Below are 21,792 nucleotides of genomic sequence, written 5' to 3'. Positions count from 1 at the left end.
TGAAACGATCATGAAGACAAATCAACGGGCAATCCTGATTGGGTGTGGCATCGCGGGTCCGGCCATGGCTCTGTTTCTGAAACGAATTGGCGTGGAGGCTACTATTTACGAAGCCCAGCCGCACTTCCGGGACGAGACGGGCGCTTTTCTGGGCATCACGCCAAATGGCCTGAATGTGCTGAAGGAATTTATGCCGCTGGAAACCCTGCTGACCGATTTCACGCCCGGTAAAATGACTTTTTATAACGCTAAGAATAAAAACATCGGTGAGTTGGACAATGCCCATCAGCTAGCTTCGTACGGCGCCCAGACGGTTCAGTTAAAACGGGGTTGGCTGACCAGGTCGATCCGTACGGTGGCCCTCGACCATGGGATTACGATCGAAACAGGAAAGAAGTTGAACGCCATTTCGCAGGATTCCACATTGGCAACCGCTTTTTTCGAGGACGGTACCAGCGCCACGGCCGATTTCATTATTGGCTGCGATGGGATTCACTCCGTCACCCGGAAGTCTATTTTTTCCGACGCGCCCCGCCTAACGTATACCGGACTGCTTTCGACCGGCGGGTTCAGTCGGCTCGACAACGTTCAGGATTTGACCGGCTCGATTCGGATGACCTTCGGCGAACGCTCGTTTTTTGCCTATGCCGTTTCCAATAAGGGCGAAATCTGGTGGTTCAACAACCTCGCTCAACCCCGGGAAGCCGCCCGGAATGAGCTCAGCAAACTGGAACTGGATCAACTGAAACAAACCCTGCTGGCGTTACACAAAAACGACCCGGCTCCCATAGCCGACATCATACAATCGGCCACCAGCGTCGACGTTTATCCTGTTTATGACATCCCGTTTCTGAAAAAATGGCATACAGGACGGGTTTGTCTGATTGGCGATGCCGCCCATGCCACCGCGCCCCATATTGGGCAGGGTGCCTCGCTGGCGCTGGAAGATACGATTGTGCTGGCCCAGTGCCTTCGGGATTGTGCTACGATCGAACAGGCCTTTGCAACGTTTCAGTCCCTACGCCAGGCAAGAGCCCAGCGGATTGTCCGGGAAGCCCGCAAAGTCGGTGATGCCAAAACCGTTCCGAACAAATTTCAGCAGTTTTTCCGGGATCTACTGCTCCCCTATTTTGTCAGGTTCGAAGCCAGGAAAATGGACTGGGTGTATGCCTATAAAGTAAACTGGCAAGAAAAAGTAGCCTGATAGTCAATCCTTACCGGCCGATCACCAGATCGTATTTGGTTAGCAGGCCGGGCAGGTTATGCAGCGAGAACCGGGCTTTTTTTACTTTATTTTCTTCCGGATTCAGTTCCAGATTGAACGAACTGGAGAAATCGACCTGGGTCAGGTTATTGGCCTCAAATCTGGCCAGTTCCAGGTTGCAGTTTTTGAAGGTGGTTCCCGTCAGATCGCACTTGAGAAAGTGAACTTCCTTCAGCGAGCAGTCGATAAAGTGCGCCTTCTTCAGTTTCCGGTCCAGGAAAACGGCATTATCCAGTTGACATTCCTCAAAATCGACGTGGAAACCAAACGGGTTGCAAGGCCCAAAATCGACCTGAGCCAGTTGGCAGCCGATAAACCGGACATCGTAGAGTTTGGTATCGCTCAGCTCCGCCCTCGTCAGGTTGCAGGCCTCAAACCGGCAGTCGATAAAATTCGAACCCGTCAGCGCCGTGCGCGACAAATCCAGTTTTTTGAAGACACACTGCTCAAACGTCTGGCCCGCCCACTGGCCGGGCAGGGTGACGGGCTGATCGAAGACCTGATCGTAGTATTCCATGGACAATTACTTACACCGCTACAGGCGCTTTAATAGCCGGATAGGGAGTGTAATTTTCCAGGGTAAAATCCTCGTACGTAAAGTCAAAAACCGACTTCACATTCGGGTTCAGCCGCATGGCCGGCAGTGGCCGTGGTTCGCGGGAAAGCTGGGTTTCGACCTGATCCAGGTGGTTCAGGTACAGGTGGGTGTCGCCACCGGTCCAGATAAATTCGTGAGCAGTGTAGCCGCATTCCTGCGCGATCATCATGGTCAGCAGCGCATAGCTGGCGATGTTGAACGGCACGCCCAGAAACACATCGGCGCTCCGCTGGTAAAGCTGACAGGACAGTTTCCCATCGGCCACGTAAAACTGCATCAGCAAATGGCAGGGCGGCAGGGCCATACTGGGAACATCGGCCGGATTCCAGGCCGAAATAATCATCCGACGCGAATCGGGTGAGTTTTTGAGTTGCTTCAGAACGTCGCTAAGCTGATCGATCACCCGTCCGTCGGGGGCGGCCCAACTCCGCCATTGTTTGCCGTATACCGGTCCCAGGTCACCGTTTTCGTCCGCCCATTCGTCCCAGATCGACACACCATTGTCTTTCAGGTACCTGATGTTCGTATCCCCCTTGATGAACCACAGCAGCTCGTGAATGATGGACCGGGTATGCACTTTTTTGGTGGTCAGCAGCGGAAAGCCGTCCTCCAGGTTGAAGCGCATCTGATAACCAAAGACGCTGATGGTACCGGTGCCGGTCCGGTCGGTTTTGCGGGTGCCGTGCTGAAGAATGTGGCGAAGCAGGTCGTGATACTGTTGCATAAACAAAAGTCGTAAGTCGACGGCCATAAGTCAACCCGAACCGGAAAATAACCCGGGATTTAAAACAAGCGGTGCCCCGGTTCAGAACCGGGGCACCGCCCTACCATGTATTCCTGAACGGTTACCCTAACTCATACGAATAGGTAATTTCTGCCGACGGCCGCAGCTGAGCCGTCGCCGAACAATATTTATCCATCGAGAGATCGATGGCCCGCTGTAGTTTGTCGGGATCGATTTGCCCTTTGAGAAGGTAGGTAATATGAATTTTTTTGAACGGCGCGGGCATCGCTCCTTTCACGCGCAGCCCGTCTACTTTCAGCCGGAAATCGTCGATGACCTGCTTCTGTTTCTGCAAAATCAAAATAATGTCGATAGCCGTACAGCCCGCCAGGCCCATAAGGAGCATTTCCATCGGGCGTGCGCCGGCATTATGGCCGCCGATGTCGGTGGCGCCGTCGATGTGTTGGGTGACGCCCGATTGGCCAATGGCTTCAAAATGAAACGCATCGTCGACGCGTACGAGTTCAACCTGCATGGTGTTAAATTCCGGTAATACGTCAACCGGTTGTGAATCAAGCATTGTGTTTTTTGCGTTTATCAGGTAAAATGGGTAGCTTCACCAGCTTAAAGTACATAAAATCATGTCCGAAAAATTCACCGACGATCTCTTCGACCTGAAAAACGACCGACGGTTGAGCGTGTATCTCTATCGGGCGGGCTTTGGGGCCTGGCTGCTCTACATCGTGTCGGGCGCGCGGTTTATGGAATCGGTGCGTATTTACCGAACAGATTTCGGTGTGTTCTCGTTCTTTCTGATGGTCATGGGGCTCTCGGCTTCTATGATTTACGACTACTATCACCATCCCGTGGAGTTCGCTCAAAAAAGAAAATGGCTGGCTATTAGCTACTTGATCCTGGCTGGCTTGGTTTATGTCTTTATTCTACGCAACGAGCCAGTTCATCTCGAACAGGTCTTCAAACAAGGTTTATTCTAACCTCCATCCTGGTTCAGGGTCTGTCTTCAGGCTCATAGGTTTCGAATATACTTCTGCCCTCCCAGGTAGCGCATCTGCCGGGCAATCTGGCGGGTTCGGCGCTGTACGTAACTGGAGGGGTTAGCAATAGAGAACAGCCGTGGATTGGGCAGCACAGCCGCCATGCGGGCCGCTTCGTTTCGCGAAAGCGTTTTGGCCGAATGTCCATAATAACGCTGGGAAGCCGCTTCGACCCCAAACGTCATCGGCCCGGTTTCGGCCACGTTCAGGTACACTTCCAGAATGCGCTTTTTGCCCCAGATCAGCTCGATCAGGACCGTAAAGTATACTTCCAGTCCCTTCCTGACGTAGCTACGACCGTTCCACAGGAATACGTTTTTGGCTACCTGCTGCGAGATGGTGCTGGCTCCGCGGGGTCGTTTCCGGGTTTCATTTTCTTTGATCGCATCCTGAATCTCATCAAAATCGAAGCCCCAGTGAGTCGGGAAAGCCTGATCTTCAGAGGATACGACGGCCAGCGCTACCTCCGGGCTGATGTCGTCGTATGACTGCCACTTTTTGTAGACATGACTGCTTTCATTCGTTCCGAAGGTGTCGATCCAGCGGGAAACTACCAGTGGGGTTACCCAGACGGGCACATACTTCAGCACGATTACCGAGCCCAGGGAGCCGAAAAACAGCCAGAGAAAAAGGCGAAGACAAATGCGGTAAATTCGATCCAGCACGGGCCGCTCCCGCATATACCGACGAACCCGCGCCCAACGCGACGAACCCATTTCGCGCGATGACCGGGACGGGCTAAAGCGACGCTCGGTTTTAGGGTCGCCCGGCATCGAGGCACTCGCAGCCTTGGGTCGGGGTTGCCGGGGTGTATTACGAAGCGGATTGCCGGATGGGTACGAAGTCATAAAACCAGAGCTATGACGCGAAAATAAGCGTAAACCGGGTTTTCACCCGCATTTCGACTCAATCTAACCGTAATCTTATTTCGAAATGCGGGTGAAAACCCGCTCTAGTCCACAAACAGAGTAGCCGCTACCCGATCCGCAAAGAGTTTCCCCGCTTCCGACAAGCGAATATGAGTTCCGTCGTTTGTCAGCCATCCTGCCGCATACATTGCCTTCAGATCCATCGCCTGGGTTCGGGTAAAATCGTCGCCCAGCAGCGTATTCAGTTCAGCCAGCGAGCAGCCCCACTGCGTTCGTAACCCCGTCAGCAGGTATTCATTTACCTGATCGGCCGTGGTCAGCTGTTCGACCGTAACCGGTAGGTTTTCCTGCCGGATATCAGCGATATAACGCGCATTGTTCGCAATATTGTATTGCCGCGAATACCCATTGTACGAATGGGCGCTGGGACCTATGCCCAGGTAAGGTCGGCGTTGCCAATAGGCGGTATTGTGCCGGGCATACTGACCGGGCCGCGCAAAATTCGATATTTCATAATGCTCATAACCGGCTCCCGTCAATACCTTCGTCAGGGCTTCGAACTGTCCGGCCGCCAGGGCTTCGTCGGCGGGTGGCAGTTTGCCTTTTTGCTGCCAGCGTCCAAAAGCGGTATCGGGCTCGATGGTCAGCGCGTAGGCCGACAGGTGCGGTACACCGAGCGCGAGTACGTTTTGCAGATCGGCCAGCCAGCGGCTTTCATCCCGGTTCGGAATGCCGTAGATCAAATCCACGCTGAGGTTTTCGAAACCCGCTTCCCGCGCCAGCCTGACGCAGCTTTCCGCTTCAACGGCCGTATGCGCCCGGTTCATCCAGCGCAGGGTCGCTTCATCGAAGGTCTGAATCCCAATACTTAGCCGGTTGACGTACCGACGCAGCATCCGAAGTTTTTCGGCCGACAGATCATCGGGATTGGCTTCCAGCGTGATTTCGGCCGTAGGCGATACAGCAAACTGCGTCCGAATCGTTTCGAACACTCGCGCCAATTCGGCTTCGGTCAATAACGAAGGCGTGCCCCCACCGAAGTAGATGGTTTCGAGCGGCTGATCGGGCAGGTAGTTTTTCTGCAACTGGATCTCTGCGCAAAGCGCATCGACCAGCGCCGATTTCTGGCCCAGGCTGGTGCTGAAGTGAAAGTCGCAGTAGTGACAGGCCTGCTTGCAGAACGGTATGTGCAGATAAAGATGCATCTGCCCAAATGACAATAAAGCCGGGCGTTGGGTTCACCGGAAAGCCACAATTCAACGGTGGTCCGTCTGGTTCGCTGCTAGCCTCAACCTACTTTCTTCTCCAGCACAATGGCCAGTCCGTGGCTGCCCTGTACGGTGCCAATGATGTCGAAGCCGAACCGCAGATTCAGCAAAAGCATCGACCGCCACTGGTTATAGGTTTGGGTACGGACCGTGTGATATCCGTGCTGGCGACACCAGTCATGTTGCTGACGCATTAGTTCGGAAGCAATACCCTGTCCCCGGGCATTTGGATGCACGGCTCCCAGCCAGCTATAAAAATGACCGGGTTTGCGTTCGTAGCCTAGTTTGCAGCCAACCACCTGTCCACCGGCAACTGCCAGCAGGGTTTGCAGGCCTGAATGCGCCTGTTGATACGTGAGTTGATTCAGTAAACCGGAGCGGGATTGATTCGAAAATACGCTGGAGAGCAGGTCAAGCAGGGCTGTCGACCAGGGCTCCGGTGGCAAATCCGGGTAAGATTGGTACTGTAGTTCCATGTCGCAAAGATGGCAAAGATGGAACGTCCGCAGTCGGCTAGCTTGTCAATCGGGGCATTTTTTGCAGCGCTTGCCCTTTTTATACTTTTTGCAGCACTTTTTCAGCACGCATTCATACCCCGCAAAAGGGTTCGTCTGCGTTATTGGCTTAGCATCACTGAGCGAAACCGTGTGTTCAAAAGCGACAAATTCGGCTGTCATTTACTTATAGTCGTTTACGACAGCAAAAATACGCTTGTTTAGATTTATTACAAATAAAAATCGGTTAAAATTAGTTACTGCTAGTAAGCCGTTAACAAACGACCTCTGCTGGTTTCTGCTAAGAGCGTAAGTGGTCAGTAAATCGGTCGTGACCACTTACGCTACTCTTCGTTACGGGTTAATTTCACCGGTCATATACAGTTGCACCTGTCCCGAAATATCGACCCGGACGGGGTCTGTGCTTTCGTTGAGTTTGCAACGCAGGTATCCGCCCCGTTTCGAAAGCTGACGGGCGGTGAGTTCAGTTTTGCCCAGCCGCTCGGCCCAGTACGGCACCAGCGTGGTGTGCGCCGAACCCGTAACAGGATCTTCATCGATGCCGGCCTGTGGTCCGAAAAAGCGGGAAACAAAATCAACGCTTTCGGTTGCTCCGTTCTCAGCCCGATTTGGATCCCCCGGAGCCGTAACGATGACGCCCCGTGCCGGTACGGTGTTCATCTCTCTGAAATCGGGTGCCAACGCTTCGATCTGCGCCTGGGTTTCGTATACCAGCATGTAATCGGTTTTACCTTTATAGACGGCTACGGGTTTTTCGCGCACGCTGGTGATCAGCGCAGGCGGTTGGAGCGTGGCCTTATGCACGATGTCAGCCGGAAAGTCGAGGGTTAACCACCCGTTTTCGCCCCGACAGACCTTCAGCTGGCCGCTGCGGGAGTCGAAGAAAATCTGATCGATTTCGCCCTGTTCAGCCAGTTTTTCTTCCAGAAAGAATATAACATAAGCGGTGGCGAGTGTTGCATGCCCGCACAGGTCGATTTCCAGAGTAGGCGTAAACCACCGAATGTGGTAGTTCGCGTCGCCGTCAGTTTTTACGTAGAAAGCCGTTTCGGCCAGGTTATTTTCGGATGCGATCTGCTGCATCTGTTCATCGGGCAGCCAGTCGGTCAAGGGAATGACAGCCGCCGGATTGCCCGCGAACAGTCGATCGGTAAAGGCATCTAGTTGGTAAATACGCATAGGTGTTAACAAGTGCTCGGCACATTTAGGTAGTTAGGAATAGCATTCGTTCAGTAGCAGCGCGTCGAAAGTAGCCGCCGAAAAGGCCGTCAGCGCGGGCAGTTTAAGGGTGGCAATGGCAAACTTCGGATCATCGTATTCGAAAGCGCCCGGTACGGCTACGGTACGCATACCAGCCGCATAAGCGGATTTCAGGCCATTTCCCGAATCTTCGAAGGCCAGGCAGTTTGCCGGTAACACGTCCAGTTTGCGGGCCGTACCCAGGTATACATCCGGAGCCGGTTTATTGCGGGCTTCCAGCGTAGCCGAGTGCCAAAGCGTCAGGGCATCGCGAATACCCAGGCGGGTCAGTACCACTTCGATCAGACTCATGGGCGACGCCGAAGCAATTGCCGTTGGAATACCGCGTCCGACAAAAAAGTCGAGTGTATCCAGCGCGCCCGGCATGGGTTCGGCCAGTTGCGCAATCCGTTCATGAACGCCCTCGGTGATGGCATCGGCCAACGCTTCATGACTACGCCCCGCGGCCTGTTGTTCGGACCAGGGGGCGCGCACAAACCAGTACCGGACAACGTCCAGAATAGGCAAACCCGTCGTCTGCTTGCATTGTTCGTCGGTCAGATGAAGGCCCACGGAATCGAACACGTCACGCTCCATGGCTCGCCAGTGGGGTTCCGAATCCACCAGCAGCCCATCCATATCAAATATTGCAGCCTGTATCAAAATGAGTCGTCAGTAAGTAGTAAACAGTAGCGGCCAGGGCATCGATGGGGTCATTTTCACAGCCAGTCGGGCGTTTCAGACGTCGGCCTGCCGGAAGGGGTTTACGTCAATTTTATCCCAGACACCCTGCACAATGTACGGATCGGTTTTTAGATACGTAGCCAGTTGGTCTTCGGTTTGCAGCTCAAGCAAGAGCATCGACCCGATCATGTTGCCAGCGGAATCAAGCAGGGCTCCACCGAGAATAAATTGTCCTTCGGCCTTCAACTGGCGGACATAATCGAAGTGAGCCGGGCGGACCCGCATCCGCCGGTCGAGCGCATCGGCATCCGTATGATCGTACGCGTGAATGATGTAACGCATGAACTTGCGTGGTTTTTCGTTTGGCAAGATACCATCTTCGCTAAAATAATTCTAATCATAGCGGGTGCATATTGATCGGCGAACATCGATTCACTTACTTTTCAGCCAGTTGGTCATCAGAAGATCCTTAAAATCATTTTGCTACCAAAATTCCAAAATTGATAAATTAATAGTAAAAATTTCACCTAAATAGTCAATTGTTTTTATTCGGTAGTTTAGGTCTGATTTAAAGTGATAAGCTAGCTGCCACGCAGCCAACTAGTTTGAAAATAGGGGCAGTTTCCCATATACTAACTTTTAGCACAGCCCCGAATCCGTCCGATGAGCTGTCACGTACATGAGTCAATCGTCTCTATGGATCATTTCCGGCTGAATCGGGCGTAGCCCGCCGTTGGTAGTCGCCGATAAGCGGCTCACTCCCCATTCGTTTCCTGCCTGGATGATTAAAACTTAATCTTTATTAAAGCAATGAAACGCTTCTGCTTTCTATCCGCCTGCCTCTATATCGGGTTGTCATCGGCAATAGCCCAGACTGCCACCAGCCTCTCGCAGGCCATTCGCTACATCAAACTGGCGAACACCTTGCGGGAAGTCGATAAATCGCAGGAATCGATCAGCTTGCTACAGCGAGCCATGCCCGCCGTCCGGACCAAACACGCGTACTGGGAAGCCGTCACCAACGAACTGCTGGGCCTTTCGTACAAAGATCTGAAAGACACGACCACCGCCCTGCAGTATCTGGATCGGGCGCGCACTCAGTATACCAATCTCAAGTATGTGGCCAGCGGCTGGGGAGTCAATGAAATCATCCGGGATTTATCCAGTAAGAATGTGTATGCCGGTATTCAGATCGGCCGATCGGGGGTGAAAGTGGCTATTTTCAAAACCCAGTACGAGACAGATTTTTACGAAAAAGACATCAAAACGACCTTCGAGATTCCCAGCAGCGGCTTGCTGGCCGATGCTTCCAAATCCGTCAGCGGTGGCCAGGATGCCCTTCGCGTAGGCCTGGATTCGGTCAGGCGGTACAATGTGCCGGCCGAACGGACCTTCATCATCTTCAATAGTGACCTCGAACAGAGCGTCGGGCGTACGCCCGAAAGTCGTCAGGCCCTTTTCCATCAATTGTCGCGGGTGTTGCCCAATCCCAACATCCGCATCGATACTACCCTGACGCCCATGCGCGAAGCCGAGCTCTTCACGATTGGCGCCATTCCGCGAAAAGTATGGCCAACTACCTCGGCGCTGAATCTGGGAAGCGTCAGCACGATGGGTGGCTATTTCGACCAGGATGCCAGCCGCCGGAACTTCACCCATGCCGACAAAGATTTTCATGAAATCAGCCTGCCCGTTGGGACCACCACCCTGGTCGAACGCATCGAAGGCAACCGGTCGCTCAGTATGGATGCCTTCAAGCGCGAAGCTCAGCGGGTCGTCAAAGCCATCGCCGATTCGGCATTGGCCTCTCGGTTGGGTAGCCGCGAATCTGGCTTTAAACAGCGCCGAACGGTGGGAGTTGGGGGCGATATTGCTCTGGCGCTGGTGACGTATTTGCACCCGGAAAAAGCCGATGTTACCGCCGTACCGATTCTGGCCGCCGATGTGGAGCAGTTCAAACGGCTGGCACTGGAGGATACGAAAGCCCTGTTTCAGCCCAATCTCCAGGCCATACCCAGCTCCGGCGTCCGGAATCTGGCTGCCAGAGACATCAACACGGTTCAGAGTCGGCTCAATGAGAAGCAGTTGATTGCCGGAGTGTTGTGGCTCGACGCGCTGATGAAAGCTTACAACGCCAATTCGACGCCCAGGCGGTTTGTCTTTATCCGCAATGCCGATATCGGCTGGGTGACGGGTAAATTCCTGGAAACGATCAATTTCGAGTACGAATCGACGATTGCCAAAGGCGCCATGTATACCCGATAAATGCGAAGCGGGCAGGTTTTCCGACCTGCCCGCTTCGTTCTTTAGTAAAACAGCCCCCAGTCGTCTGGGGCGTCATTATCTCTATCAAAGCTATTGACCCATTCGACGAACAGCAGCCGAAACTGCTCGATTTCGTCGCGCAGCACGTTCAGATACGCCGTCGTAGCCAGTTTCTCGGCCTTACAGTAGGAAGTCTGAGCGAGTAGTTCACGGGCGTGCATCTTGATGATGACGGCATTTTCCATCCGCAGTGTATACAAATCTCCCCCTTCGGCCCCAACGATTTTCGGAGCCAGCATCATGGCATTGGCCAGCATCTGTTCATGCATCATCAGCACGTCCTCTTCCTTATTGATGGTTTCTACAATAGCCTGCGTCAATTCCATCAGTTCATTGGCTTTCCGTAGAATGGGCAGGTTCTTGATCCGTCGGTTTTCAGCCTCCATTTCGGCGCGGGCTTCCTCGGGGTCATAGTCTTCATCGAAACCATCCCAGTCCATAAAGCTATCGTCGTCGTCTTCGTCGTCAAAGTTCATTGCAGAATGGGCATCGGGGTTGAATAAGAATGCCAAAGTAACACAAACGATTCCCAAAAACAAACCAATTTGGTCGAAAAATACCCATTAGCATACGGCTCCAGTCCGGCTAGCCTACTGCCAATCGAGGCTCCTCTTTGCGCTGAATTGGGAGGTCTTTATGAATCGTCAAACCCGTTTTATCCGGCTTATTCAAATCAATATGCTACGTCATGGCGTTCTCTTCCTAAATGCCACTTTCGTTTATTCATCATGCTAATCTACCTTAGAAAGGCCTTTATGTCTGCCAGTTGCTGTTTCCTGATGTCGACTCAGGTCAGTGCCCAGCTTACGGTTACCTATCCGGTGAGTCGGATGGTCGTCCAGCGCAACAACGCTAACCTGGCCACGGTCCAGATTGCAGGCAGCTATGCAGAGCCCCTCGATGCTGTCGAAGCGCGGGTGGTGGCACGGGTCTCGGGTCAGGGCGTGTCTACTGGCTGGGCGACGCTTCAGGCTCGTCCAACCCAGGGGCAGTTTACCGGAACCCTTCAGGTGCGGGGCGGCTGGTACCGGATCGAAGTGCGGGGCTTACGAAACCGGCAGGTGGTGGCCGTAGATTCGGTAGATCGGTTTGGCGTGGGTGAGGTTTTTGCCATCGTAGGGCATTCCAACGCGCAGGGATCGGGTTGTAACGTGAACGGAACGAACGGCTGCCCGTCGATGCCCGGTGCTACCGACGATCGGGTGACGGTGGTAGCGCTCGACCAGGAGTCGCCCGATTTTCAGCAGTACCTGGCCACCGCCGATGCCCGCTATTTGCCCAGTTTAGTGTTTAGCCAGCTCCAGCAATTCAACGGCATGGCGCCTTTTGCTAAAATGGCGTGGTTCTGGGGGCACATGGGCGATGTGCTCGTTCGGCGCATCAACGTGCCGGTGCTGCTCTTCAACGCGGGCTTCGGCGGCAGCAACATGGAGCATAACTACAACTCGGCCTACGATATTCCGTTTACGCACAGCTTCGTCCGCTACAGCCTCCGCATGCCCTACGTCAACCTGCGGAATCTAATGCAGTTATACGTTCCATCGACCGGCATTCGTGCGATTTTATTGAATCATGGCGAAAATGACCGCGCCAACCCGACCGAGCTTATTCTGAAACATCATCTGGGGGTTATCGACAAATCCCGCCAGGAGTTCAACAAGCCCGACCTGGCCTGGATCGTTGCCCGTTCTTCATTCATGCATGGCCCTGCCGAGAACGTCCGGGCAGCTCAGCAACAGGTGATCGACAAACCCGGTTATCGTACTTTCGCGGGACCTGACCTGGATATCATCACTTCCGTAGCCGACCGGCCCGACGGAGCGCATTACTCGCCCGCTGGCCAGGCAAAAGCAGGGGAACTGTGGGCCAACGCCATCACCGACGCCGTGCTTCGGAGCATTACCCCCTACGAGTCGCGCCCGCAACCACTGCTTCGGATTGCCTGCACCGACGATCAGCAGCTTATGCTCACTCAGCCCGATGGGGCCAGCTACAGCTGGAACACCGGCGATACAACCCAACGGCTTAGGGTCGGAACGGGAACCTATTCGGCCCGTCTGCAGACCCAACAGCGGGAAACCTTTTTCCCTCCGGTCGTCTCTATAGTCAATGAACCCGTATTTCCGTGGCGCACCCGCTCTCCGTCTCCTGCCCTGCCAGCCGACGCATCCGCAGCCTGTCTGTTTCAGGTGCACAACCGCGTATACGACTGTTTACCAGAGCTGTAGGCGAATACCGAACGACGGTTCCGGATAGCGATCAGCGGACCGATAAGGGTCAAAAATAAGCATTGCCTTGTCGGTAGCGCGCATCATTTTTCGAGAAAACAAACGGGTAGATCAAACAAAAATGGGGGTAACCCGTATATTTGTTGGGTTTACTGCCCAGAGAAAACGCTCTGGTTTCCCCCACTGTATCGAATGACGTATTGTTTAGGAATTAAGGTCGCGTCGGGTTTGGTTGCCATTGCCGACAGGCGATTGACCTCCGGTACCGAGGTTTCATCAAACCGTAAAATTTCGGTTCATGAAGTCGAAAATCACTCACTCTTTATCATGACGTCGGGTCTGCGCTCCGTACGGGACAAGGCCATCACCTATTTCAGAGAAGTACTCACCGAGCGCGATCGTTCTTTCAATAAATTGTACAAAGCCGTCAACGCTTTTGGGGAACAGGTGAAGCGGGTGGCCCAGGAAGATAAAGCCTCGATTATCGCCAGCGGCTTAAATTTCAACCTCAACGCCATCGTTGGCGGGCAGTTGGAAGATGATGAAGAACATAAGCTGTTTATGCTTTACCCCGAGGGCAACTGGGTGGAAGTGGATCAGGGGTCTCCGTTTAAGATCATTGGCAACTCCGGCTATGGTAAACCGCTGCTATTCAGAAATTTATCGTACGAAACAAGCCTGCCCGATGCGCTGAAGATCGGCTTTCTGGCGTTCGACGCCACCCGGGTCAGCGCCAACGATGTCGATTACCCACTGGATGTGGTCATCTACCCGAAAGACAGTTTTCACATGACCGAGTACCGGCTTGAAAAAGAAGACATGGACGAGGTCTCGCACCAGTGGAGTGCCCTGCTCAGCAATTCGGTCCGTAAATTGCCCTCCTACTGGATGGACCCCATCTTCGAAAAAGTCCGCTCCGTTAAAAACGTATAAAGCAGGGATGAGTGAAGAGCGATGAATGAAACAGTATCAGGCTTATTTTTCATTCATCACTATTCACTCATCACTCTTCACTCTATTTCGCTATGCACCTCCACGTTCGGCATGAATCCGAGTACACTTACGACATTCCTGTTGCACTGGGCCCGCAAACGCTTTATTTATACCCACGAACCTATCCCTACCAGCGGCTGCTGGACTACACCCTCATCATTGACCCGACGCCGGCCAAAATTGTCCGGAATATCGATGTAGAAGGCAACGTTCAGCAACTGGTGTATTTTAGCCGGCCGACGAACCGACTGCGGGTAACGGCCGAAATCCAGCTTCAGTCGGAGGAATTCAACTCGTTCGACTTTGTTTTATTTCCCTTTGAAGCCCAGCGCGTTCCATTTCAATACCCGAAAGCCGAGCAGGAATTGCTACAGCCTTATCTGCAGCGCGTAGGCGTATCGGATCGGGTCGAACAGTGGGCCCGGCAGATTGCGGCCGACGCAGGCTGGCAGACGACGGGCTTTTTGATGAATCTGAACCAGACGATCCGGCAGTTTACCTACGAAATCCGGGAACTGGGCGCGCCGTTTCCGCCCGAACAAACCCTGACGCTCGCCAGGGGCTCCTGCCGCGATTATACGACCCTGTTCATGGCTGCCTGCCGCAGTCTGGGCATAGCCGCCCGCTTTGTCAGTGGGTACCTGTTCGGAAATCCGCAGCAGGAACACCAGCTCCACGCCTGGGCCGAAGTTTATTTGCCGGGGGCTGGCTGGCGGGGTTTCGACCCCACGGAGGGTTCGGTCGTGGTCAATCGGCACATCTTTCTGACTTCGACGGCCCAACCCGAGCTGGCCGCTCCCATCAGGGGAACATTCAGCGGGCAGGCCAACTCAGTGCTCCGTTCAGAACTGGTGTTTGTCTGAGCAAAGGGCCTGGGGCGGAGGGGGACTGTCGACAGGATTAGTTTTTTCTAATCCTCTTGCCCCCTGCCCCCGGCTCGTTATCTTTGCGTACTTATCAGCATACCTACAGTGGCATTAATCAAGTCTATTTCCGGGATTAGAGGAACGATTGGCGGGCGTAGCGGGGACGGACTGACGCCCCTGGACGTAGTCAAATTTACAGCCGCGTTTGGGCAGTGGTTACGACAACGAAACCCTGATCGAAAAACCGTGGTCATTGGGCGCGATGGTCGGCTATCGGGCGATATGGTTTCAAAACTGGTAGCCGCCACTTTACAGGGCCTCGGCCTGGATGTGCTGGACCTGCGGCTATCGACCACTCCAACCGTCGAGCTGGCCGTACCAGGCGAAAAAGCAGCGGGGGGTATCATCCTCACCGCCAGCCACAATCCGGTCCAGTGGAATGCCCTCAAACTGCTCAACGAAAACGGCGAGTTTATTTCAGGCCAGGACGGAGCGGAGGTACTGGCCATTGCCGAAGCGGAGTCGTTCGATTTCGCCGACGTTCGGAAACTGGGGCAATACCGGGTCGATACGAGCTGGCTGCAAAAACACATCGAGCAGATTCTGACCTTACCCCTGGTAGACCGCGATGCAATTGTCGCCCGCAATTTCCGGCTGGTGGTCGATGCCGTCAACTCAACGGGTGGCCTGGCAGTACCGATGCTGCTGGAAGCACTCGGCGTCGAGCAGGTGACCAAACTCCATTGCGAACCAACGGGTAATTTTGCCCACAATCCAGAGCCCCTTCCAGAGAACCTGCGCGACATCATTAAAGAAATGACCAAGGGTAATGCCGATTTGGGGATTGTCGTAGACCCCGACGTCGACCGGCTGGCGCTGATTTGTGAGGATGGATCGCCGTTTGGTGAAGAATACACGCTCGTTTCCGTAGCTGATTACGTGCTCAAAAGCCGGGCGGCTCAGGGCGAAGCCGCCGGGAATACCGTATCGAACATGTCGAGTACGGTAGCGCTACGGGATGTAACCCGCAAATATGGTGGGCAGCATTTTGCCTCGGCCGTGGGCGAAGTCAATGTGGTCGAGATGATGAAAGAGCAGGAAGCCGTTATCGGTGGCGAAGGCAACGGCGGGATCATTTACCCCGACCTGCACTACGGTCGCGACGCGCTGGTGGGCATCGCTTTGTTTCTGAGCCATTTGGCCAGATCCGGTAAATCGGCGTCGATGCTTCGGCGCACCTACCCGAATTATTACATTTCAAAAAATAAGATCGAACTGACCCCCGATATCAACGTCGACGCCGTGCTGGACCGGATTCAGGCTAAGTACGCCCGCAATCCGATCAATACGATCGATGGGGTCAAGATCGAGTTCGATAAAGAGTGGGTGCACCTCCGCAAATCGAATACCGAACCCATTATCCGGATTTATTCGGAGTCCGACACGCTCGCGACAGCCGATCACCTGGCCGGAAAAATCATCAACGACATTCGGGAAGTGATCGCGGAGAAACGATAAAGGAGAAAGGCAGAGGGCCTGGAGCATCGGGTAAGGAATGAGATGTGTATACTCATTTTTTACCCATTGCCCCAGGCCCTCTACCTTTTCCTCCTCTACCGATTGGTCGAGCTTGTGTTCACCTGCTCGTCCTCATAATCTGTTCGGCTGGTGGTCAGCAAGGGATCGGTCGTCGTCTCGGTTTTACCGAGGTTTTCAATTTCCACATCGGTGTTGCGCACCGTATCCCGAACGGTTTCAAGCCGTTCGTTCACTTCTTTGCCCACTGAAATTTCTTCCACGACGTTGGCCGTTTTCGACACTACGGGCACTTCCGCATGCTCGGTCAGTTCGATCTGTCCTTCCTGGAAGGCATTCAGGTCCGCGGCCGTTGCAGGCCGATTGACGGGTGTACGCTGAACCGTCACCCGCTCTTCGCGCAGACGCAGGCTTTCCTCGACCGGCCGCTCAACGATACGGCTACGCACCCGGACGCCCCCAGTCTGTACATCCCGCTTGCCAACTTCCAGGTTTTCCTGAATCACCTTGATAGTCTGGTCCGTATCGGGTGTCAGACTGCGATTCGTCACATCGGTGTCGGCATAAGCCGTTCCGCTTCCTGTGAGGGTGTCAGCAGCTGACGCGGTATTGCCATAGCCATATTCCGCGGCCCGTTCGTCAATGTCAACGGCCCCTTTATCGTCCAGAATACTGGCAGCCCGCTCGGCCTCGTCCGATGTTTGAGCATGTACCGTTACAATTGAGCCCCGGCGCCCCACTTCACTATGTTTTCTGTAGTCATCATCGTCATCATCGCCAAACAGTGATTTAAAGAAACCACCGATGCCATCCTCTGAATTTCGATGTTCTTCCGTTACGCCGTCGGTTCGCGTGGTCGTCGTGTCATAGGTATCAGCCGAGTTGGCTGCGTTCGCGACGGACACATCCACATTACTCCGCGAGAAGCCTTCGCTTATTAACTGATCTACGGCTTTTTGCGCTTCCGATGCGCTGTCGAAAATACCAACTACTGTCTGTTGTGCCATGAGCTTTACTGGTTTGATCGTTGAGAATTGGTTTTGTTGATTAATCTATAACGAAGGCCTTTCATAGGGCCGAGCGTTCGGGATGAGGACCGCTCCGATCGACGGTCACTTCTTCTTTCCGGAGTATTACCTCCTGGGTTTCCTGCTCGTTGAAGTGTCGTTTGGTTACGTGCACTTCCTCCACCAGCAAGAGCTTTTTTTCGGTCACCAGCACTTCCCGCAATACCGGAATGATCATTGTCTCTCCTTCGTAGCGTACGGCAGGGGCGGTTTCGACATACTGGTAAACCGCCACGTGTTCGACAGTCACTTCTTCCCGAAAGACGGGTATATCGACCGTCTGCGCTTCTTCGATTATGTGCTTGGCAATGCGGACGACTCCGGTCTCGATAAGCTGCTTGTGGATGTGTAGATGCTCCTCGATAACAGGAATAATGATCGGCTCTGTCGACAGGGTTACCTTCCCGGATTCATCGCTTCTACTTGCCTGACTGGACTCGTTGCTCATCATTTTTGAAATTCACAGAACAATGGGAATGCTGCGTGTTGTGTGTTGTATAAGCAGGTTCATACTATATTTGTTCTATAATATTTGTAGAAATTATTTTTAAGTAACTGCCCCCTTGCGGGTAATTCAACTAGTCGGCTAATCAGGACAACGATCAGCCTAAATAAGCAGGACGCTCCCCTTCTGCCCACCGACGACCCCTATCCTGGGGAATAAAATACCCACTCTGATGTATTTTAAAACTTATTCGTTTTTATTCGGTTAAAATAAGCGCCTATGAATCAGCATCCTGACGGAAAACGTCTTTCATCTGGCATATTTTTTTAAGAGAAAACAGACACAGGACATTTAAAACCTACTACGACAATGAGTTTTCTAAGAGGAGTACTAGCAGGATTGGCAATCGGTTATTTGACAGCCCCCCGGAGTGGAAAAGAAACCCGTGAAAAATTGACGAAGACCGCCAATGACTTGCAAAGCCAGTGGGAAGAAGGGGTCGACCAGGTAAAATCACAGGTTGACCGGCTGGTCGGTAATGCCCAGGCGAAAGCGGATCAACTAAAGAACCAGGCAGAAAACAAGTTTGATCAATATAAAGGGCAGGCCGAAGACAAGTACGATCAATATCAGGGAGAAGCCAACTATAAAAAGAGTCAAGCAAAGGCAGCTTATAACGACAAAGTCGAAGATGCCGCCGACGCCACAAAATCGGGTATTAACAGCGCTGAAGAAGCCCTGAAACTTAACTAAGTCAGTTAGTATTCCAGGGTATAAAAAAAGGACCAGGGTCTGAAGCCCTGGTCCTTTTTTTATACCCTATTCCCACTCGATGGTAGCAGGGGGCTTCGACGAAATGTCGTAAACTACCCGGTTAACCCCTTTGACGCGATTGATAATTTCGTTCGATATGTTGGCGAGGAATTCATACGGTAGATGCGCCCAGTCGGCGGTCATTCCGTCGACGCTCGTTACGGCCCGAAGGGCAACCACGCGTTCGTACGTCCGTTCGTCGCCCATGACGCCAACCGACTGCACGGGCAGAAGCATGGCCCCGGCCTGCCAGACCTTATCGTACAAGCCCTCGCGCTTCAGACCGTCGATGAACAGCGCATCGACCTCCTGCAATATCTGCACTTTTTCGGGGGTGATGTCGCCCAGAATCCGGATGGCTAAGCCCGGGCCGGGGAACGGGTGGCGTCCCAGAATGGCTTCGGGCAGGCCCAGCGTTCGGCCGACCAACCGTACTTCGTCTTTGAACAGGGTATTGAGCGGCTCAACGATTTTCAGCTTCATAAAATCGGGCAGCCCTCCCACGTTGTGGTGCGACTTGATCGTGGCCGACGGGCCTTTGACAGATACCGACTCGATCACATCGGGATAAATGGTCCCCTGCCCCAGCCACGATACGCCTTCGATCAGGTGGGCTTCGTGGTCGAACACATCGATAAAGGTTTTACCGATGGCTTTCCGTTTGGCTTCGGGATCGGTCAGCCCGGCCAGAGCGGTATAGAACTGGTCTTTCGCGTCAACGCCTTTGACGTTCAGTCCCAGGGTTTTGTACGATTCAAGAACGCCCGAAAACTCATCTTTCCGCAATACCCCGTTGTCGACAAAGATGCAGTACAGGTTCTGGCCGATAGCCTGGTGAATGAGCATGGCCGCAACCGACGAGTCGACCCCACCGGAGAGGCCCAGCACGACCTTATCGTTACCAAGTTTTTGCTTCAGTTGCGCTACGGTTGTTTCGACGAACGACTCGGACGTCCAGTCCTGGGCACACCCGCAAATGTCGACCACGAAATTGTGCAGCAGGGTTTTCCCCTGTAGCGAGTGGGTTACTTCGGGGTGGAACTGAATGCCGTAGGTCGGTTCGTTTTCAACCTGAAAAGCTGCCACCCGGACCGTATCGGTCGATGCGATGATGGTGAAGTTCTCCGGTACGCTCGTAATGGTGTCTGCGTGCGACATCCACACCTGCGAGTGCTGGTCTATGCCTTTAAGCAACGGGTTTTCACCGTTTACCGTACCAAGTTTGGCGCGGCCATATTCGCGGATGGCCGATGCCTGTACTTCTCCTCCGCTGGTATGCGCCAGCAGTTGGGCACCGTAGCAAACCCCCAAAATGGGCAGTTTATGCCGAAAAGCAGCTAAATGAACTTCGGGAGCGTCGGCGTCGCGTACGGATGATGGACTGCCGGACAGAATAATGCCCTTGACGTCGGAGGTGATAACAGGAAGATGATTGTACGGATGAATTTCGCAGTAAACGTTCAGTTCGCGCACCCGGCGGGCAATGAGTTGGGTATATTGCGAACCAAAATCCAGAATCAGAATTTGTTCGGTGGCCATGTATGGGTCTCTAAAATGCAAAGTTAGGGCATTTTAGCGGCACCGCCAATACGGAATGATTGAGAAAATGGCCGCAGCCCTGAAATGAATGATCCCTACGTAGGCTCGATTCGTATAGTCAATTCTGTTTATAAACGAGCCCCTGCCAGCCAGCAATATAGTACATTTAGACTATATCGGTCCTCACAGCCAACAATGAACAGCCACGGCGAGTTAACAGAAAATTACCTACTCTCGTAAAATGCCTACTATTCTGTTCGAACTCGCTGTCATTCAGAACCTGCATCCCCGCCAGGGGACGGTATCGATGGTTGCTGCTTTTCTCCGGATGGAGGTGCTGCTGGCCGAAATGATGCAAACGGCGGATGATACACGACCGTATATAGCCACTTGGACCATGCTGACCCGCTACGGCCGGCCCGAACTACAGGCCCTGATGTTTTATTCGAAATACAAACAGACGGACCCCATGGCCCTGGCAAAATACGCGGAAGTATTTCGGCGGCTGCAATTCTCTATCGTTCAGGCAGTAAAAATGTTGCCGTAGGCTCCCGACGGATACCTGTTTCGAGGAAACCGGCCGCCTTTTCTCGAAGGCTAGAAAGCTTCGGAAATATTCACGTAGAAGCCGTGGGTATGATTACCGACAGCGGCATCGAAGCGTACATTCACGTGTTCTTTGCGGCTGATCAGGTACCGTAGCCCCAGCCCACCCGTCGGTTTGAGATCACCGACGGTAAACTCCCTGGGTTTATGCGCCACGTCGCCCACGCCCGCAAAGAGCACCCCACCGAACCGGCCAAAAAATCGCTGCCGTACTTCTGCCTGAAGAATCAGGGCATCGTTGTCGCGATAGCGACCGTTGTAATACCCGCGCAACAGCGACGATCCACCCAGCGTGGCAGCCTGCTTGAAGGGCACTTCACCCATATTCAGATTGATGTACACCTGCCCAGCCAGCACCGTATTGGGTGAAAGGGACTGGTAATGCCGAATATCGAAAAGGTAATTAGTGAAGGTGAACTCGCTGCCCAGCCACCCCCGGTAGTCCATCAGCGAGACATCGGCGTACCAGCCACTGACGGGCGAATAAATGTTATCGCGGGTATCGACCACACTGGCCAGGCCTACCCCATTCACGACACTGCCCAAACCGCCGATCAGAGTCTGAGCAGGTAAGGCCCGGTCGGAGGAGCGGGTGATATCGAACGTTTTGAAATACTGCTGCTGAAGACCCACAAACCAGCCGGGCTTTACCCGGCGCAGAAACCGGTTGTAGGCCCGTAGGCTCTTGTACGAAACCAACTCCTGCTGGTCGTCGGTCGTGGCGGGACCGATACCATAATACAGTTCCGGAAACTTCGTGTAAAGCAACATACCCCGAATCAGGTATTTTTCGTGCTTCGTGAAAATGGTATACGTCGGCTCGACCACGGTCTGGGCATTCTGCGTATGAAGGACGGCAAAATCGACGTTCGACGTGCGCGCCGTGCTGTCGGTTCGGAACAGGCACACCCCCAGCGCCCCATAGGCAATGTGGGTTTCGGGCGTATAAAACACGATCGGCAGGGGGATAAGCTGGAAACGGTGTTCTTTTTTGGCCGTATCCGCAACCGGCAGTACGGTCTCAGGTAGCCCCGTCGCCCCTGCCTGGTCCGGGCTCAGAGCCCAAAGCCAAAACAGCCCCATCCAACCGAAATAGCTGCGTTTCATACCTGTATGTACGTATAAAGAATAAAAAAGTATTACCAGTAAAGTGGCCGA

At 53.6% G+C, this 21,792-nt stretch carries 23 protein-coding genes; 9 read left to right on the top strand and 14 right to left on the bottom strand.

The window, feature by feature from the left end:
• The first annotated feature begins 10 nt into the window (after positions 1-10).
• Entirely contained in the window at positions 11-1,204 is a 1,194-nt protein-coding gene (locus ACYVC2_RS05605) for an FAD-dependent oxidoreductase (protein WP_461101315.1), read from the top strand.
• 10 nt (positions 1,205-1,214) lie between these two features.
• Here ACYVC2_RS05605 and ACYVC2_RS05600 read toward each other — a convergent pair whose 3' ends face one another.
• From ACYVC2_RS05600 to ACYVC2_RS05590, 3 genes are all read right to left on the bottom strand, one after another.
• A complete protein-coding gene (locus ACYVC2_RS05600) occupies positions 1,215-1,781 on the bottom strand; it encodes a pentapeptide repeat-containing protein (RefSeq protein ID WP_461101314.1) in 567 nt (188 codons plus the stop codon).
• 10 nt (positions 1,782-1,791) lie between these two features.
• The gene (locus tag ACYVC2_RS05595; RefSeq protein WP_461101313.1) at positions 1,792-2,586 is read right to left on the bottom strand and encodes a thymidylate synthase; all 795 of its coding nucleotides are present in this window, start codon (positions 2,584-2,586) and stop codon (positions 1,792-1,794) included.
• A 121-nt stretch (positions 2,587-2,707) separates the two neighbouring features.
• Positions 2,708-3,166, bottom strand: a complete 459-nt coding sequence (locus ACYVC2_RS05590) for an OsmC family protein (RefSeq protein ID WP_461101312.1) — start codon at positions 3,164-3,166, stop codon at positions 2,708-2,710.
• Positions 3,167-3,227: 61 nt separating this feature from the next.
• Here ACYVC2_RS05590 and ACYVC2_RS05585 point away from each other — a divergent pair, with 61 nt between their 5' ends.
• Complete coding sequence (locus ACYVC2_RS05585) at positions 3,228-3,581, top strand: hypothetical protein (RefSeq protein ID WP_461101311.1); 354 nt, start codon at positions 3,228-3,230, stop codon at positions 3,579-3,581.
• A 32-nt stretch (positions 3,582-3,613) separates the two neighbouring features.
• On the opposite strand, the gene mtgA is transcribed toward ACYVC2_RS05585, so the two are convergent.
• The 6 genes from mtgA to ACYVC2_RS05555 form a co-directional block, all read right to left on the bottom strand.
• Entirely contained in the window at positions 3,614-4,414 is an 801-nt protein-coding gene (mtgA, locus tag ACYVC2_RS05580) for a monofunctional biosynthetic peptidoglycan transglycosylase (RefSeq protein WP_461101342.1), read from the bottom strand.
• A 179-nt stretch (positions 4,415-4,593) separates the two neighbouring features.
• A complete protein-coding gene (gene hemW, locus ACYVC2_RS05575; RefSeq protein ID WP_461101310.1) occupies positions 4,594-5,715 on the bottom strand; it encodes a radical SAM family heme chaperone HemW in 1,122 nt (373 codons plus the stop codon).
• An 83-nt stretch (positions 5,716-5,798) separates the two neighbouring features.
• Positions 5,799-6,254, bottom strand: coding sequence for a GNAT family N-acetyltransferase (locus tag ACYVC2_RS05570; protein ID WP_461101309.1), 456 nt, complete (start codon positions 6,252-6,254; stop codon positions 5,799-5,801).
• Positions 6,255-6,626: 372 nt separating this feature from the next.
• Positions 6,627-7,472: a PhzF family phenazine biosynthesis protein gene (locus ACYVC2_RS05565; RefSeq protein WP_461101308.1), complete on the bottom strand. Its 846-nt coding sequence runs from the start codon at positions 7,470-7,472 to the stop codon at positions 6,627-6,629.
• A gap of 33 nt (positions 7,473-7,505) precedes the next feature.
• Positions 7,506-8,195: a hexitol phosphatase HxpB gene (gene hxpB / locus ACYVC2_RS05560; RefSeq protein ID WP_461101307.1), complete on the bottom strand. Its 690-nt coding sequence runs from the start codon at positions 8,193-8,195 to the stop codon at positions 7,506-7,508.
• Between the two features lie 75 nt (positions 8,196-8,270).
• Complete coding sequence (locus tag ACYVC2_RS05555; protein ID WP_461101306.1) at positions 8,271-8,558, bottom strand: YciI family protein; 288 nt, start codon at positions 8,556-8,558, stop codon at positions 8,271-8,273.
• Between the two features lie 468 nt (positions 8,559-9,026).
• Here ACYVC2_RS05555 and ACYVC2_RS05550 point away from each other — a divergent pair, with 468 nt between their 5' ends.
• Positions 9,027-10,481, top strand: a complete 1,455-nt coding sequence (locus ACYVC2_RS05550; protein WP_461101305.1) for a tetratricopeptide repeat protein — start codon at positions 9,027-9,029, stop codon at positions 10,479-10,481.
• Positions 10,482-10,522: 41 nt separating this feature from the next.
• On the opposite strand, the gene ACYVC2_RS05545 is transcribed toward ACYVC2_RS05550, so the two are convergent.
• Positions 10,523-11,017, bottom strand: coding sequence for a hypothetical protein (locus ACYVC2_RS05545; RefSeq protein WP_461101304.1), 495 nt, complete (start codon positions 11,015-11,017; stop codon positions 10,523-10,525).
• Positions 11,018-11,269: 252 nt separating this feature from the next.
• On the opposite strand from ACYVC2_RS05545, the gene ACYVC2_RS05540 reads away from it, so the two are divergent.
• The 4 genes from ACYVC2_RS05540 (at position 11,270) to glmM (ending at position 16,146) form a co-directional block, all read left to right on the top strand.
• Complete coding sequence (locus tag ACYVC2_RS05540; RefSeq protein WP_461101303.1) at positions 11,270-12,769, top strand: sialate O-acetylesterase; 1,500 nt, start codon at positions 11,270-11,272, stop codon at positions 12,767-12,769.
• 192 nt (positions 12,770-12,961) lie between these two features.
• Entirely contained in the window at positions 12,962-13,702 is a 741-nt protein-coding gene (locus tag ACYVC2_RS05535) for a peptidase (protein WP_461101302.1), read from the top strand.
• Positions 13,703-13,794: 92 nt separating this feature from the next.
• Positions 13,795-14,625: a transglutaminase family protein gene (locus ACYVC2_RS05530; protein ID WP_461101301.1), complete on the top strand. Its 831-nt coding sequence runs from the start codon at positions 13,795-13,797 to the stop codon at positions 14,623-14,625.
• Positions 14,626-14,733: 108 nt separating this feature from the next.
• Entirely contained in the window at positions 14,734-16,146 is a 1,413-nt protein-coding gene (gene glmM, locus ACYVC2_RS05525) for a phosphoglucosamine mutase (RefSeq protein WP_461101300.1), read from the top strand.
• A 95-nt stretch (positions 16,147-16,241) separates the two neighbouring features.
• On the opposite strand, the gene ACYVC2_RS05520 is transcribed toward glmM, so the two are convergent.
• Both ACYVC2_RS05520 and ACYVC2_RS05515 read right to left on the bottom strand, forming a co-directional pair.
• On the bottom strand, positions 16,242-17,171 hold the full coding sequence (locus ACYVC2_RS05520) for a YsnF/AvaK domain-containing protein (RefSeq protein ID WP_461101299.1): 930 nt from the start codon (positions 17,169-17,171) through the stop codon (positions 16,242-16,244).
• A gap of 61 nt (positions 17,172-17,232) precedes the next feature.
• The gene (locus ACYVC2_RS05515; protein WP_461101298.1) at positions 17,233-17,682 is read right to left on the bottom strand and encodes a YsnF/AvaK domain-containing protein; all 450 of its coding nucleotides are present in this window, start codon (positions 17,680-17,682) and stop codon (positions 17,233-17,235) included.
• A 363-nt stretch (positions 17,683-18,045) separates the two neighbouring features.
• Between ACYVC2_RS05515 and ACYVC2_RS05510 the strand changes: the two genes are divergently transcribed.
• Complete coding sequence (locus ACYVC2_RS05510; RefSeq protein WP_461101297.1) at positions 18,046-18,429, top strand: YtxH domain-containing protein; 384 nt, start codon at positions 18,046-18,048, stop codon at positions 18,427-18,429.
• 66 nt (positions 18,430-18,495) lie between these two features.
• Here the strand turns inward: ACYVC2_RS05510 and guaA are convergent, their stop codons facing one another.
• Entirely contained in the window at positions 18,496-20,028 is a 1,533-nt protein-coding gene (guaA, locus tag ACYVC2_RS05505) for a glutamine-hydrolyzing GMP synthase (RefSeq protein ID WP_461101296.1), read from the bottom strand.
• Between the two features lie 241 nt (positions 20,029-20,269).
• Here guaA and ACYVC2_RS05500 point away from each other — a divergent pair, with 241 nt between their 5' ends.
• A complete protein-coding gene (locus ACYVC2_RS05500) occupies positions 20,270-20,575 on the top strand; it encodes a hypothetical protein (RefSeq protein ID WP_461101295.1) in 306 nt (101 codons plus the stop codon).
• 50 nt (positions 20,576-20,625) lie between these two features.
• Here the strand turns inward: ACYVC2_RS05500 and ACYVC2_RS05495 are convergent, their stop codons facing one another.
• Positions 20,626-21,741, bottom strand: coding sequence for a BamA/TamA family outer membrane protein (locus ACYVC2_RS05495; protein ID WP_461101294.1), 1,116 nt, complete (start codon positions 21,739-21,741; stop codon positions 20,626-20,628).
• Positions 21,742-21,792 lie beyond the last annotated feature (51 nt).

Source organism: Spirosoma koreense (assembly GCF_054777875.1).
The sequence above is the reverse complement of the archived record's forward strand: the minus strand, read 5'-3'. Positions and strand labels throughout refer to the sequence as shown.